The sequence below is a fragment of the Rhodococcus sp. AB351 genome (genome assembly GCF_049538275.1).
Classification (GTDB): domain Bacteria; phylum Actinomycetota; class Actinomycetes; order Mycobacteriales; family Mycobacteriaceae; genus Rhodococcus.
The window spans coordinates 42,791-56,374 of sequence record NZ_JBMVFW010000010.1 but is presented as its reverse complement, the minus strand read 5'-3'; the positions used below and the strand labels follow the sequence as shown (position 1 = coordinate 56,374).

Annotated in this window: 11 protein-coding genes; 5 read left to right on the top strand and 6 right to left on the bottom strand. The window is 66.9% G+C overall.

Features of this window, described 5'->3' with window-relative positions:
- Positions 1-104 precede the first annotated feature (104 nt).
- Positions 105-1,358, bottom strand: a complete 1,254-nt coding sequence (locus ACPCXD_RS18215) for an acyl-CoA dehydrogenase family protein (RefSeq protein WP_145692004.1) — start codon at positions 1,356-1,358, stop codon at positions 105-107.
- A 57-nt stretch (positions 1,359-1,415) separates the two neighbouring features.
- Positions 1,416-2,468, bottom strand: a complete 1,053-nt coding sequence (gene relB, locus ACPCXD_RS18210; RefSeq protein ID WP_315899253.1) for a type II toxin-antitoxin system RelB family anti-toxin — start codon at positions 2,466-2,468, stop codon at positions 1,416-1,418.
- A gap of 68 nt (positions 2,469-2,536) precedes the next feature.
- Between relB and ACPCXD_RS18205 the strand changes: the two genes are divergently transcribed.
- On the top strand, positions 2,537-3,511 hold the full coding sequence (locus tag ACPCXD_RS18205; protein WP_423660646.1) for a cyclase family protein: 975 nt from the start codon (positions 2,537-2,539) through the stop codon (positions 3,509-3,511).
- Between the two features lie 8 nt (positions 3,512-3,519).
- Positions 3,520-5,178, top strand: coding sequence for a class I adenylate-forming enzyme family protein (locus tag ACPCXD_RS18200; protein ID WP_423660644.1), 1,659 nt, complete (start codon positions 3,520-3,522; stop codon positions 5,176-5,178).
- Positions 5,179-5,327: 149 nt separating this feature from the next.
- Here ACPCXD_RS18200 and ACPCXD_RS18195 read toward each other — a convergent pair whose 3' ends face one another.
- From ACPCXD_RS18195 to ACPCXD_RS18180, 4 genes are read right to left on the bottom strand one after another with little or no spacing between them, the layout of a single operon-like run.
- Complete coding sequence (locus ACPCXD_RS18195) at positions 5,328-6,758, bottom strand: MmgE/PrpD family protein (protein WP_423660642.1); 1,431 nt, start codon at positions 6,756-6,758, stop codon at positions 5,328-5,330.
- A complete protein-coding gene (locus ACPCXD_RS18190) occupies positions 6,755-7,591 on the bottom strand; it encodes a cyclase family protein (RefSeq protein ID WP_423660640.1) in 837 nt (278 codons plus the stop codon). The genes ACPCXD_RS18195 and ACPCXD_RS18190 overlap by 4 nt, the downstream gene beginning before the upstream one ends.
- Positions 7,588-8,430 (bottom strand): HpcH/HpaI aldolase/citrate lyase family protein, encoded by an 843-nt coding sequence (locus tag ACPCXD_RS18185; protein WP_423660639.1) that lies wholly within the window; start codon positions 8,428-8,430, stop codon positions 7,588-7,590. The genes ACPCXD_RS18190 and ACPCXD_RS18185 overlap by 4 nt, the downstream gene beginning before the upstream one ends.
- Positions 8,427-9,221: an IclR family transcriptional regulator gene (locus tag ACPCXD_RS18180; protein WP_423660637.1), complete on the bottom strand. Its 795-nt coding sequence runs from the start codon at positions 9,219-9,221 to the stop codon at positions 8,427-8,429. Before ACPCXD_RS18180 ends, ACPCXD_RS18185 begins: the two co-directional genes overlap by 4 nt.
- Before the next feature lie 264 nt (positions 9,222-9,485).
- Here ACPCXD_RS18180 and ACPCXD_RS18175 point away from each other — a divergent pair, with 264 nt between their 5' ends.
- From ACPCXD_RS18175 to ACPCXD_RS18165, 3 genes are read left to right on the top strand one after another with little or no spacing between them, the layout of a single operon-like run.
- On the top strand, positions 9,486-10,853 hold the full coding sequence (locus ACPCXD_RS18175; protein ID WP_423660635.1) for an FAD-dependent oxidoreductase: 1,368 nt from the start codon (positions 9,486-9,488) through the stop codon (positions 10,851-10,853).
- 37 nt (positions 10,854-10,890) lie between these two features.
- Positions 10,891-12,351, top strand: coding sequence for a dihydroorotase (locus ACPCXD_RS18170; RefSeq protein WP_423660633.1), 1,461 nt, complete (start codon positions 10,891-10,893; stop codon positions 12,349-12,351).
- A gap of 11 nt (positions 12,352-12,362) precedes the next feature.
- Positions 12,363-13,571 (top strand): CaiB/BaiF CoA transferase family protein, encoded by a 1,209-nt coding sequence (locus tag ACPCXD_RS18165; protein ID WP_423660631.1) that lies wholly within the window; start codon positions 12,363-12,365, stop codon positions 13,569-13,571.
- The last annotated feature ends 13 nt before the right edge of the window (positions 13,572-13,584 follow it).

Genomic DNA, 13,584 nt, shown 5'->3' with positions numbered 1-13,584 from the left:
GCAGACACTATGTCGAGGGGAGGGAAAGTCCGACGCACGGTCGTGATCGGCCTACGGTGCCGGCCCTTCGATCGGCTGCGTCCCCATCCGTACGAGGAGCGCGGTCACTTCGGGTACTTGCGTAGTTCGTTCTTGGCGATCGTGCGCAGGTGCACTTCGTCGGGCCCGTCGTAGATGCGCATGGCGCGGTGCCAGCCGTACATTGCGGCCAGGGGGACGTCGTCGCTCATACCCGCGCCGCCGTGCACCTGGATCGCCCGGTCGATGACCTCGAGGGTCATGCGCGGCACTGCGACCTTCGCGGCGGACACGTACGGGGCGGCGGCCTTGTTGCCGTGTTCGTCGATGGTCTTGGCCGCGAGACGGCACAGCAGCCGGGCCTGTTCGATCGCGACGCGCGATTCGGCGATCTGATGCTGCACGACACCCTGCTCGGCCAGTGTCTTGCCGAAGGCGACACGTCCCTGCGCGCGCGTGGTCATCAATGCCAGGGCTCGTTCGGCGGCGCCGAGTGCGCGCATGCAGTGGTGGATGCGGCCGGGTCCGAGACGTGCCTGCGCCATGGCGAAGCCGCCGCCCTCCTCCCCGAGGAGGTTCTCGGCGGGAACGCGGACGTTGTCGTAGACGACTTCGCAGTGACCGTGCTGGTCGTGTCGTCCGAACACCGGCAGGTCGCGGACGATCGTGACCCCCGGAGTGTCGATCGGCACCAGGATCATGGACTGCTGACGATGGGTGTCGGCACTCGGATCGGTCTTGCCCATGACGATCAGCACCTTGCAGCGAGGATCCGCGGCGCCACTGGTCCACCACTTGCGACCGTTGATGATGTAGCTGTCGCCGTCGCGCTCGATTCTGGTCTCGATGTTGGTGGCATCGGAGCTGGCCACGGCGATCTCGGTCATCGAGAAAGCGGACCGGATCTCGCCGTTCAGCAGTGGGTCGAGCCACTGCTTCTTCTGATCATCGGTGCCGAACAGGTGGAGCAGTTCCATGTTGCCGGTATCGGGAGCCTGCCCATTGGTGGCTTCCGGGGCGAGATGCAGGCTCCAGCCGGTGATTTCGGCGAGTCCGGCGTAGTCGAGCTGCCCGATGCCGGATTCGGACGGCAGGAACAGATTCCACAGGCCCCGCTTGCGGGCCTCCTGCTTGAGGGTCTCGATGACGGGCGGGACGGTGTGGTCGTCGGGGCCGACGTTGCGGCGATAGGTCTCGTATTCGTGTTCGGCGGGGAACACGTGGCTGTGCATGAACTCCACCAGCGCCTGTTCGAGTTCGAGTGCTCTGGGAGACGGTCGAAGATCCAGTGATCCGGTGTTCGTCTGCGCGGTGAGCATGCTGTTGGCTACGTCGGTCATACGGTTTCTCCCTCGAAGGTTCGGTCGGGGACGTCGTGAAACGGGGTCGAGGTTCGGTCAGGGACTGCGGTCGAGGTCTGAGCCTCGGTACTGCATGAGATCGAGGGCGTACTCCACGTAGAGGTTCGCGACTTCTTCCGGGCTCATCCGCCCGCCGGGTCGCCACCAGGTGGGGAGAGCGGTACACATCGAAACCACGGCGCGAGCGGCGTCCTCGGGATTGCGGACCCGGAACGATCCGGCGCGCACGGCGGCCAGCACCTTCTCGTCGACGACCGCTTGTTGCCAGTTCCTCTTGTTGGCGATGATCCGTCGATTCTCCGTTGTAAGAGAACGCATCTCACTGGCACCGATGAAGCCGAGTTCGCGCCGGTGCGTGTGGTACAGCGCCAGGTTCTCGATCAACAATGTGAAGACCGTGACAGGATCTCGGCCGGCCCCTTCGGCGAGTGCGCCGCGCGTGCGCTGCTCCAGATCGTCCATCGTCACCTGATAGATCGTCATCAGGATGTCCTGCTTGCTGGTGAAGTAGTTGTAGATGCCGGGAACCGACAGGCCGCAGCGCTTGGAGATCTCGCGCATGCTCGTGCCGTGGTAACCCACGGCGAGGATCTCCTCGAGCGCGGCCTGGACCACGGGCGCGAGCGGCAACGGCTCGTACTCACGCCACTGCCGGCGCGTTTCGGTCTGTCCGAGGCGGTCTGGCCGGGCCGCAACGAGGGTTTCGGGTTCCACTGCGGGTGCCACAAGTGCCGTCCGACCGGCTTCGAGGATGTCCGCCGGCCGCACTCCGAGTGCGTCGGCGATGCGGTTCAAGCGATCAACGGTCAATCCGGTCTTGTCGTTCTCGATCTGACTCAGCGTGGCCGGGCTGACGTCGATGCGCTGGGCCAGGCCCCGCAGCGTCATGCCGCGCGCAGTCCGTACCTGGCGCAACCCGGCCCCGACCGACGCCGACCTGTCGACCGAAACCGCGCTCACCGACAACTCCTGTGTTTGGAATAACTGAACACTGCCCACCCGGCCCTCGGCCGTTCCGGGCAGCGTATCCATTTGCACGGCTGTCTCGCAGGCCTTTTCAGGAAAATATCGAACCGTTGACGTCGGCAAGTGTGACGTGCACCATAGGCGGCACCGAGCGTGTGCTCGCTCCCGCTGTTTACCCGATGGAGGACAACATGACCGAGGTCGACGCTCCCGCAATGCGCGAACTGCTCGGAGAGAACGCGCCGAGCAATTGGGGCAAGTGGGGACCCGACGACGAGCTGGGTGCACTGAACTACCTCGACGCAGCAGAGGTTCTGCGCGGCGTCCAGCATGTCAAGTCGGGCGAGACCTTCACACTCCAGATCCACATGGGACGCGCCGAGAGCCCCGGCGACCCGCTCTGGCCGGGTCGCGAAGGAATCAAGCGGCAGAACGTGCTCGACGAGAGCTCCTGGGACGGCGACGGGGCTCCGGCCTTCCCGGGTGGCCTGCACTACGCCGACGACACCGCCTTGGTCTTCCTCCAGGGATCGACCCAGTACGACGCACTCGGCCACGTCTGGTACGACGGCAAACTCTGGAACGGTTACGACGCCCGCAGCACCGTCGGAGGAATGGACAAGGCCTCCGTCCTCCCGATCGCGGAGAAGGGCGTCGTCGGCCGCGGCGTCCTCATCGACATGGCCCGCCATCGCGGGAAGCCCTATCTCGACAAAGGTGAAACCTTCGACCACCGCGACCTCGAGGAAGCTGCGACCGCACAGGGTGTGACCATCGAGCCGCACGACATCCTGATCATCCGCACCGGATGGCTCAAGTACTGGTACGAGCTGAACAACCCCGAACAGTTCTACGACGGATTCTGCGAACCCGGCCTGACCTATTCCCCCGAACTCGTCGAGTGGTTCCAGGACAAGGAGATTCCGAACCTGGTGACCGACACGATCGCCAACGAGGTGACCTACGACCCGCACAGCGGCGTTGCGCTGCCACTGCACTGCGCGCTGATGCGCAATCTCGGTGTCACGCTGACGGAGATCGCCTGGCTCGACGACCTCGCCGACGCCTGCGCTGCGGATGGCCGATGGAGCTTCCTCTACACCGCCGCGCCACTGAAGATCGTCAACGGCACCGGCGCCCCGGTGAATCCCATCGTCATCCGCTGAGGCGAACCATGACCATCTACGACGACAAGGTGTGGTTGTCGCAGTACGACGCTGCGCAACGGCAACCACGCACGATCGAGTTCGACAATGCCCTGGCGATGTTCCGGGCGACCGTCGACCGCAATCCGGACGCCGACATCATCCGCTACTTCGACGGCCGGATCACCGCAGGCGAACTCGACGAGCTGAGCGACGCCTTCGCCGCCGGCATCCTCGACGCCGGGTTCCGTCCGGGTGAACGGGTCGCGATCTACGCACAGAACGTGCCGCAGTTCGTCATCGCCCAGCTCGGAACGTGGAAGGCCGGCGGTATCGCGGTGTCCGCCAACCCGATGTACCGCGAACGCGAACTCGAGGAGATCCTGCGCGACTCCGGTGCCACGGTCCTCGTGGCGCTGCAATCCCTCTACACCGACGTGGCAGCGAAGGTCGTCGAGTCGACCGACGTGCGCACCGTGATCACGACGTCGGAACTGGAGTACCAGAGTGCGAACAGCGGCACCCTCGCCGGCGTCGAACGCATCGCGTGCGCGGGCACCACGGACATGGCGGAGATGCTCGCGGCGTTCCGGGGCCGGACCGTTCCTCCTGCCGAGATCGGCCCGGACACGGTCGCTTTCCTGACGTACACCTCCGGGACCACCGGCCCACCGAAGGGCGCGATGACCACCCACCGCAACGTGGCGTTCAACGCGCAGACCTACCGGGACTGGATCGACATCGGCCCCGGCGACGTCGTCCTCGGCGTCGCACCGCTGTTCCACATCACCGGGCTCGTCGGTCACATCGCCCTGTCGCTGCTGACCGGCGCACCGCTGGTCCTGATGTACCGCATGGATCCGGCCGACACCATCGACACCATCGAGAAGCAACGCGCCACGTTCACCGTCGGATCGATCACGGTGTTCATCGCGTTGATGAACGCCCCGAACGCGAGCAAGGAGGCCCTGGCGAGCCTGACCAAGATCTACTCGGGTGGGGCGCCGATTCCACCGAGCACCATCGCGGCGTTCGAGGAGAGGTTCGGCCACTACATCCACAACATCTACGGCCTCACCGAGACGACCTCCCCGTCGCACGGGGTGCCGCTCGGCAGGCGGGCACCGGTCGACGAGCTGACCGGAGCGACATCCGTGGGCGTGCCGGTCTACGACACCATCGTTCGGATCGTTGACGACAACGGCAACGACCTTCCCCCGGGCGAGGTCGGGGAGCTCGTGACGGCGGGACCGCAGGTGGTGGCGGGATATTGGAACAAGCCGGAGGCCACCGCGAACTCGATCCCGAACGGAGTGCTGCACACCGGCGACGTCGGCTACATGGACAGCGACGGCTGGTTCTACATCATCGACCGCAAGAAGGACCAGATCAATGCCAGTGGCTACAAGGTCTGGCCTCGCGAGGTCGAGGACGTGCTCTACGAACACGACGCCGTGCGCGAAGCAGCGGTGGTCGGTGTGCCCGACGAGTACCGCGGGGAGACGGTCAAGGCTTTCGTCAGCCTCCGCCCCGGAGCCACGGTTACACCCGAGGAGCTGATCGCGTTCACGAAGAAGCGACTGGCCGCCTACAAGTGCCCGCGCTTCGTCGAGATCATCTCCGACATTCCGAAGACGGCAACGGGCAAACTGCTGCGCCGCGAGCTACGAACGACGACACCGTCCTGACGGTGGTCGCAGCGTTCCTCGTTCGCATGCGCGATCCTCAGGGTCCTGCGGCGAAGGCGGGCCTTCTCGGTACAAGAGCTACCGAAGAAGGCCCGCCTTCTCGCGTGCAGGCCGGACGGCACGCAATCCCGACCCGCACGTTGCGCCGATCAACCGCGCACGGTCGCCATCAGGGCATCGAGTGACTCGGCGGCTGGGAGCGCCAGCGCGGCTCCGGCGACCTCTGCGGCACTCTCCGGCGACAACCGTCCTTCGACGTTGAGATCGAACTTCATCGTGAGTTCGTCGTCGGAGAGCGGGTTCGCCGGACCACCACGATTGTGGTCGACGCGAGCTTCGTGCCAGGAGCCGTCCCGGGTACGTACCCGGAGCACCGCCGGGAACTGGTGGGGGTAGATCTCGTCGCAGCGGTCGTCGCTGTAACTCGTGACCAGCCGCGCGAATTCGAGTGTGCGCGGATCCTTTGCGGCCTCGTCGGTGAAATCGGCGTGTCCCACACCGAGTCCCGAGCCGCCGAGCAGTGCCCGAGCGACGGTGAACGGGCCCGAGAAGGCCGCGTGATAACCGGATTCGGGAGCAGCCTTCGACGCGGGCGGCTCGGCGATCGTGCGCAGTACCGGCTTCGGTACGCCCAACTGGATCTCCACGATCTCGGCAGGGTCCAGGCCGTCGCGGACGAGCGCCCGCGCGGCGTCGATGCCGGCGTGGGTGAAGTGGTTGCACGGATAGGGCTTGAAGAAGATGCCTGGCAGTTCCCAGTGCTCACCGAGTCCGTCCAGGACCTTCGCGGTATCGGCTCGGTCGCCGCAGAAGGCGTGCAGGAAGCCGAAGCGTCCTTCGATCACGGTGGGCGGTCCGGTGAGCCCAGCGCGAGCGAATTCTGCCGAGGTGACGCCGGAATGCGCCGCCCATCCGCAGTGAGTCCGCTTGACCGTGCCACCCGTGCGGTTGGCTTCGAGCAATCCGGCTCCGAAGCTCGCGGCGATGCCCATGGCGTCCGCGATGCCTTCGGCGTCGAGTCCGTACAGCATCGCTGCGGCGGCAGCCGAACCGACGGCACCGCAGATGGAGGTCGCGTGCTGGCCACGTTCGAAGAATTCGGAGTTGCCGAGTTCCTCGTCGTAGCCGCCCATACCGAGGCGAACCACGATCTCGATACCTACACCCGCGGCATCGAGAACGGCTGCACCGGAGGCTCCCACGGCTTCACCGACGGCGAGCGCCGCCGGGATCACCGAGGCGGACGGGTGCAACACCGACGGCAGGTGGGTGTCGTCGGAGTCCATCGAGTGGGCGAGTGTGCCGTTGACCAGCGCGGCGGTGGCCGCCGGGAACCGTTCTCCGGTGCCGATGCCGGTGGCCGCGGCTGCGCCCGACCAGTTGCGTGCCACCTCGGTGACGGCGCGAGCGGACGGCTGGTCGTGCGCCGCGAGGGAGTTTCCGAGCAGGTCGAGTACCCGCCGCGCGACGTCCTTGCGCAGTTCTGCAGGCAGTCCCGTGGTGCGGATGTCGGCAGCGAGAGCGGCGAGCCGGCCGACGACCGTTCCGGTCAGGTCGTGTCGGGTCTCGGTGCTGGTCACGAGGCCACCACCGCGACGGGGCGCACGGGCGAACCGGTACCGCCGGTGATGCGCAGCGGTGCCATGACGAACGTGAACTCGGTCAGGCCGCGGGCGCTGGCGTCCTCGAGGTTGAGGTGCTCGATGATGTGGATTCCGTTCTCCACCAGCAGCACTCGGTGAACCGGAAGAACGCTGTGTCCCTTGCCCGCCGGGATGTGTTCGAAGGCGGTCGTGTCTGCGCCGGCGGCTGCGATGCCGCTCGCCGCGAGCCACCGGCCTGCACCGACATCGGCGCCCGGAACACCGTCCTGCTGGCCGAGATAACGCTGCGGATCGTCGAAGTACCGGGCCCATCCGGTACGGATCAGCACGACATCACCGCGGCGCGGTGTCACACCGGCGGCGTCGGCCGCGTCGCGCAGGTCCTGTTCGGTGACCGCCTGCCCCGCTTCGAGGGAGTCGACGCCGCGGACCCGGGCGACGTCGAGGAGCAGTCCGCGACGAAGCATGAAGGGGATGGACTCGGCGCCGAGCTGGGAGAACTTGCCACCGCGCTGGGCTTCCTCGGCGTCGATGCCGCCGTGCAGCTTGCCCTCGTGGCTGACGTGGGAGAGCGCGTCGACGTGGGTTCCGACGTGTCCGCCGGTCACGATTATTTCGTTCGATGCCGATCCGCCGTCGGGTCGGACCATGTCGCCGTGCCGGCGGATGAGCGTCATCCGGAATCCGGGGTGGTTCGGTGAGCAGGGCATACCGGTCGTGTGGGGATGCCCCAGCTCGACGATGTCGACGTCGGTGTCGATGACCGCGTTCAGCAGTGCGTCGGGACCGGCGATGGTTTGTTCGGTCATGATGTGGCTCCTCGTACTGTGATGGCCTGGGCTCGGTCGAGTACGACGCGAGCGTTCGCAACGACCGCCGGGTCGATGAATCTGCCGTTCTCGTCGAGAACTGCGGACTCCCCCGCTGCCGAGGACGCGGACGCGTCGTCGACTATTCGCTGCGCGCGCTCTCGTTCTTCGGCCGATGGCGTGTAGGCCTCGTTGACAATGTCGATCTGCTTCGGGTGGACGACGGAGCGTCCGAAGAATCCTTGGATGCGACCAGCTCGGGACGATTCCGCGAGCCCGTCCAGGTCGTTCACTGCGGTCCAGACACTCTGGATCGGCGACGACAGTCCCGCTGCGCGTGCGGCTGTGACGATCCAGCCGCGCGCCCAGGTCAGTCCGTCGGGTTCGGTACGCAGGTCTGCGGCGAGGTCGGCTTCGCCGAGTGCGATTCCGGTGACGCGGTGGTGGCATCGCGCGATCTGCGGTGCGGCGAGCAGGCCCGCAGCGGATTCGATGATCGCGTGGACCGAACAGTCGAGCCGATCCGCGGTCGCCGCAACCGTATCGGGATCGTCGGCCTTCGGCAGTCGAACGCCGGCCGGGGTTCGATCGGCGGACGACAACGCGGCGATCTCGTCGTCGAGCCACTGCGATCCGATGGCGTTGAGCCGCAACCAGACGACGCGGTCCGCAGGTGCGCTGTGCACGGCCGCGATGGCGTTGTCGAGTGCGCGTTTCTTCGCATCGGCGGGCACTGCGTCCTCGAGGTCGATGACGACGGCATCGGCGTCGCTGGCGAGCGCTTTGTCGATGCGGTCTGCGCGATGGCCCGGAACGTACAACCAGCTGCGGGGCGTCATACCGGTTCTCCCACCGGGGCGTGAACCTGTCGGTACCCGAGCGCACGCGAAACCCTTTGCGCCGCTTCGACGAGCGCGTCCTCGTAGCGGTCGAATGCTTCGTCGGTCATGCGGTAGCTCGGTCCGCAGACCGACAGCGAGCCGACGACCGTGCCGTCGGCACCGAAGACCGGCGCGGCGATCGAGGCCGCGCCTTCCTGGCGTTCGCCGGTCGATCGGCACACACCGCGCTCACGCGCCTCCTGCAGCACCGCACGCAGCGCGGCAGGATCGGTGATGGTCTTCCCTGTCAGTCGCGTCAATTGCCGGGACAGCACGTCCTCCTGCTCGGACTCCGACAGGTACGCGAGGATGATGCGTCCCGACGACCCGCTGTACAGCTCGAAGCGGCGCCCCAGTTCGACGGTCATCTTGATCTCCTGGGTGCTCTCGACTTGGTCGAGGTAGACGCGCCCGCCCGGCAAGCGGCCGGTCACCGTCGCGGTCTCGCCGGTGGCGCGCTGGAGGTCTTCCAGGGCGCTGCGGGCGACGCGGCGCAGCGGGGAGACATCCAGCGCACGGGCTCCGAGCGTGGCAGCGGCAGGGCCGAGCAGGTAGCGGCGCGTCGAGGGCTCGTAGAGCAGCAGGCCGCATTCGACGAAGGTCGTGAGGATGCGGTGGGTGACCGCCTTGGAGATCCCCGTGGAGCGGGCGATCTCCGAGACGCCGAGCGCGCTCGAGCGACGACCGAACTCGAGCAGTACTTCCGCGGCTCGTGCGGCGGAGGTGGTGCCGCCAGTCGAGGGCTCCATTGTGGCTCCGTTCCCCGGTCGGTTCGGGTGGTGAACACGTTGACAGGTCTGCTGGACATGCTGCCGGAGCGGCACGACCGTTCGAGGCCTTGGAGACTTTGTACCGCTTAGCGAAACGATTGTCCAGACGCATGACGCCAAGTTACATCCAGGTTTCGTAGGGAAATGCGCGCAATTCGCACTTGCGCATCGATTCACCGAGGCGCATAGTGCAGGAGATCACTTTCTTATGTTTCGCTCAGCGGAACACACTAAGGAGGCAGTGTGGCAGGTCAGGATTTCGACCTCGTCGTCGCCGGCGCGGGCGGTGGACTCGTCGCGGCCCTGCGTGCCGCGGAACTGGGCGCGAACGTTCTGGTCATCGACGCCGACGAACACTTCCAGCGCGGCAACAACACCTCGATGTGCACGGCGATGATTCCCGCCGCGGGGACACGCTGGCAGGATGCGGCCGGTGTCGAGGACGATCCGCGCCGTTTCCTCGACGACATCACCCGCAAGACCGCAGGAACGGCAGATCAGCGAGTCGCTCGGGCTCTGACCGAGGTCAGCGGCGCACTGGTCACCTGGTTGGCCGACGTCCAGGGCCTCGACCTCGAGCTCGTCACCGACTTCCGCTATCCGGGACACACCGCCGACCGCTGCCACAGCATTCCCGGCCGCCACGGCTCCCACCTGCTGCGTCACCTGGTGCAGCGCGCCCAAGCGCATCCGCGGATCGAGCTGATCGCCCCGATGAGTCTGCGCGAGGTCCACATCGTCGACGGCCGCGTGACCGGCGTCGAGATCGCCACCCCGGACGGAAACACCGAACAACTCACGACCGGCGCCGTCCTTCTGGCGACGAACGGCTTCGGTGCCGACCGCGACCTGGTCCGGGCCCACATGCCCGAGATCGCGGACGCCCACTACCACGGTGGCCAGTTCAGCCGCGGCGACGCGCTCCGCATCGGCGGGCGACTCGGAGCCGACACCGGTTTCCTCGACGCCTACCAGGGCCACGCTGCGCTCTCATCGCGCAGTCAGACGCTCGTCGGCTGGGCGACGGTCGTCCACGGCGGTATCGTCGTCGACAGCACCGGCCGACGATTCGCCCCCGAGACCACCGGTTACTCGGAGTTCGCCGCCCTGCTCGCCGCCCGACCCGGATCTGCCGGCTGGATCATCATCGACGAGCACATCGAAGAACTGTGCTCGGTGTTCGACGATTTCCGCACCGTCGCCGAGAGCGGGTCGCTGGTGCGGGCCGCCACGGCCACCGACCTCGCCGACGCCATCGGGGTGCCCGCATCGGCACTCGAGGACGAACTCACTGCCGCCCACCGCGCCGCGGCCGGACTCGAGCCCGATCGGCAAGGACGCACCGATACCCGACACCCCTTGACCGCGCCCTACATCGCGATCGCCGTCAAACCGGCACTGTTCCACACCCAGGGCGGGCTCGTCGTCGACGAACACGCCCGCGTACTCGCCCACAGAGCCCCGATTCCCGGCCTGTACGCATCCGGCGGCGCCGCCGTCGGAATCTCCGGCCACGGAGCCGGCGGTTACCTCGCCGGCAACGGCCTGATCACCGCGCTCGGTCTGGCATTTCTCGCCGCCGAGCACGTGAGCAGCACCGTAACCGTCTGAAACGCACCACCTGTCCCGATACTCCCCAGGAGATGACATGACCAGCTACCTCATCAAGAACGGCACCGTCGTCCGCACCGAGGACACCGCGGCCGCGGAAGGCGACATCGCCGACGTCCTCGTCGTCGACGGCAAGATCGCCGCCATTGGCCCCGATCTCCAGGCCGACGGTGCCGAGATCGTGGACGCGACCGACAAGCTGGTGTTCCCCGGTGTCGTCGACGCCCATCAGCACTGGGGCATCTACAACCCGCTCTCCGAGGACACCCACACCGAGTCCCGGGCCAGCGCGCAGGGCGGCGTCACCACTGCTCTGACCTACATGCGCACCGGCCAGTACTACCTGAACAAGGGCGGCGCGTACGCCGACTTCTTCCCCGAGGTCCTCGACGCCTCCGCCGGGCGCAGCTACATCGACTACGCGTTCCATCTCGCCCCGATGTCCAAGCAGCACATCGGTGAGATCCCCGCGCTCGCGTCGAAGCAGGGCGTCACGTCTTTCAAGATCTTCATGTTCTACGGCAGCCACGGCCTGCACGGACGCTCCACCTCGCAGAGCGACTTCCTGATGATCCCCGAGGACGAGCGTTACGACATCGCGCACTTCGAGTTCGTCATGCGCGGCGTCCAGAAGGCCCGCGAACAGTTCCCCGAGCTCGCTCCGCACATCTCGCTGTCACTGCACTGCGAGACCGCTGAGATCATGAGCGCCTACACCAAGATCGTCGAGCAGGAGGGCAAGCTCAGCGGCCTCGCCGCCTACAGCGCCTCCCGACCTCAGCACTCCGAAGGCCTGGCCGTGACCATTGCGTCCTTCCTCGCCGACGAGACCGGCCTGCCGAACATCAACCTGCTGCACCTGAGCTCGGCGAAGGCGCTGAAGGCTGCCATGAAGATGGCCGAGGCCTTCCCGCACGTGAACTTCCGTCGCGAGGTCACCATCGGTCACCTGCTCACCGACATCGACAACGCCAACGGGCTCGGCGCCAAGGTCAACCCGCCGATCCGTCCGCGCGAGGACGTCGAGGCGCTGTGGGAGCACCTGCTCGCCGGCAACATCGACTGGGTCGTCTCCGACCACGCCTGCTGCAAGGACGAGGTCAAGTTCGGTGAGGACCGCGACGACGTGTTCGCCGCCAAGTCCGGCTTCGGCGGAACCGAATACCTCCTGCCGGGCCTGATCAGCGAAGGCCGCAAGCGCGGACTGTCCCTGCGCCGCATCGCGCAGTTGCTCTCCACCAACCCGGCCGACCGCTACGGTCTGCCCGGCAAGGGACGACTCGCCGAGGGCGTCGACGCCGACATCGCGATCGTCGATCCCAACCGCACCTGGACCGTGCGCGCGGCGGATTCCGAATCGACCCAGGAGTACACGCCGTTCGAGGGATTCGAGCTCGCCGCTGCTGTGACCGACACCTTCGTGCGCGGTAACCGGGTCCTGGCCGACGGAGCGGTCACCGGCACGCCCGCGGGCCGTTACCTCGCCCGCCCGTACTGAGGAGACACCCGTTGACCGACGACAAGCTCCCTGCCGGTCCCCTGCGCGGGATCAAGGTCCTCGACGCGTCCACCATCCTTGCCGGGCCGCTCGCCGCACAGATCCTGGGTGACTTCGGCGCCGAGGTCATCAAGATCGAACATCCGGCGAAGCCGGACGGAATGCGCGGGCACGGCCTGGACAAGAACGGTGTCCCGCTCTGGTGGAAGATGGTCAGCCGCAACAAGCAGACCGTCACGCTGAACCTGAGCACACCGGACGGTCAGGAGATCTTCCGCGATCTCGCCGCCGAAGCCGACGTGGTGGTCGAGAACTTCCGACCCGGCACGTTCGAGCGTTGGGGCCTGTCCTATGCCGAACTCGCCGAGCGGAATCCCGCACTGATCATGTTGCGGGTCACCGGTTTCGGACAGCAGGGACCGTATGCGACACGTCCCGCGTTCGGCACGCTGGTGGAATCGATGAGCGGCTTCGCCCATCTCACCGGCCACCCCGACGGCCCTCCCACCCTGCCGGCATTCGGCCTCGCCGACTCCATCGCCGGAGTCGCCGGGTCCTCGGCGGTGTCGATGGCGTTGTTCGAGCGTGAACGCAACGGCGGTACCGGTCAGGAGATCGACCTCGATCTCCTCACACCGATCATGACCGCCGTCGGCCCCGGGGTGATCTACGCCGATCAGCTGGGCATCGACCAGCAGCGCACCGGCAACCGGTCGCAGAACAATGCCCCGCGAAATCTCTACCGCACCAAGGACGACCACTGGGTCGCCGTGTCCACGAGCGCACAGGCGATCGCCGAACGGGTACTGCGCCTGGTGGGGCATCCCGAGGTCATCGACGAAGACTGGTTCGCCACCGGCCGCACCCGCGCCGAGCACGCGGACCTGCTCGACAAGTACGTCGGCGACTGGATCGCCGACCGTACTCGCGACGAGGTCGTCGTCGCTTTCGAGGAGGCCGGCGCCGCCGTGGCACCGGTCTACCGACCCAGTGACCTGCTGACAGATCCGCAAGTCGTCGCGACCGACATGGTCACCACTGTCGACGACGACGATCTCGGTCCCGTGCGCATGCAGAACATCATGTGGCGAATGGGCCGATCCCCCGGTGCGATCCGACACACCGGTCGCCCTGCCGGTGCCGATACCGACAGGGTTCTCTCCCACCTCGGGCGCAGTCCCGAGGACATCGACGAACTGCGGGCCCGGGGCGTCATCTGACCCTGCGACTGCG

Coding starts and splice junctions, on each gene's coding strand:
- ACPCXD_RS18215 (WP_145692004.1), bottom strand. CDS start 1,358: ATGACCGACGTAGCCAACAGCATGCTCACCGCGCAGACGAACACCGGA.
- ACPCXD_RS18205 (WP_423660646.1), top strand. CDS start 2,537: ATGACCGAGGTCGACGCTCCCGCAATGCGCGAACTGCTCGGAGAGAAC.
- ACPCXD_RS18200 (WP_423660644.1), top strand. CDS start 3,520: ATGACCATCTACGACGACAAGGTGTGGTTGTCGCAGTACGACGCTGCG.
- ACPCXD_RS18190 (WP_423660640.1), bottom strand. CDS start 7,591: ATGACCGAACAAACCATCGCCGGTCCCGACGCACTGCTGAACGCGGTC.
- ACPCXD_RS18185 (WP_423660639.1), bottom strand. CDS start 8,430: ATGACGCCCCGCAGCTGGTTGTACGTTCCGGGCCATCGCGCAGACCGC.
- ACPCXD_RS18180 (WP_423660637.1), bottom strand. CDS start 9,221: ATGGAGCCCTCGACTGGCGGCACCACCTCCGCCGCACGAGCCGCGGAA.
- ACPCXD_RS18170 (WP_423660633.1), top strand. CDS start 10,891: ATGACCAGCTACCTCATCAAGAACGGCACCGTCGTCCGCACCGAGGAC.